The following is a 523-nucleotide window of genomic DNA, read 5'->3' on the forward strand; positions in this document are numbered from 1 at the left end:
AATAATAACCGCATGCTTATGGCTTTTGTAGATGATGGGGTCAATTGGCTCCAAAAAATCAAAAAAAAATCTGTTGAGATATTAAAAACAAGCAAGACATCGCCGATAAATAAAGTAGAACATCAGGGAGGATGGTAGCAATGTTAGTTCTCGGCCGCCGAGAAGGGGAAGGCATTGTCATCGCAGACACGATTAAGGTGAAAGTCATTAAACAAGACGGCATGCTTCGTCTGGCCATTGATGCACCTAAAGAGATCCCGGTTATAAGAACAGAAATATATCAGGAGCCAGACAACCTTAAAGAGAGACAACAGCTCTTCATCGAAAGCTACACAAAAGGTTTTTCTCCCCAACGGGGGTGAAAAATACATCAGGAGTCGAAAGGACGTGACTCCAAAAAAAATTACACGGAGGTTGATAGGAAATGATTATCAACAACAACATCCCTGCGTTAAACACACATCGCATGCTAGCGGCAAATAACTTAGCTGCTCAAAAAGCAATGGAAAAGTTGTCTTCCGGT

The 523-nt window shown here is 41.7% G+C and carries 2 protein-coding genes; both read left to right on the forward strand.

Going from position 1 to position 523, the window contains the following annotated elements; translation table 11 throughout:
- The first annotated feature begins 140 nt into the window (after nt 1–140).
- Nucleotides 141–362 (forward strand): carbon storage regulator, encoded by a 222-nt coding sequence (locus tag IEW48_RS16930; RefSeq protein WP_188624736.1) that lies wholly within the window; start codon nt 141–143, stop codon nt 360–362.
- Nucleotides 363–424: 62 nt separating this feature from the next.
- Nucleotides 425–523, forward strand: a 99-nt coding sequence (locus IEW48_RS17355) for a flagellin N-terminal helical domain-containing protein (RefSeq protein WP_443092723.1), incomplete at its 3' end; no start/stop codon positions are given.

It is taken from the genome of Caldalkalibacillus thermarum, assembly GCF_014644735.1.
Taxonomy (GTDB): domain Bacteria; phylum Bacillota; class Bacilli; order Caldalkalibacillales; family Caldalkalibacillaceae; genus Caldalkalibacillus; species Caldalkalibacillus thermarum.

What these genes read in the sequence shown, in the direction of transcription:
- IEW48_RS16930 (WP_188624736.1), top strand. Translation starts at nt 141, where the DNA reads ATGTTAGTTCTCGGCCGCCGAGAAGGGGAAGGCATTGTCATCGCAGAC.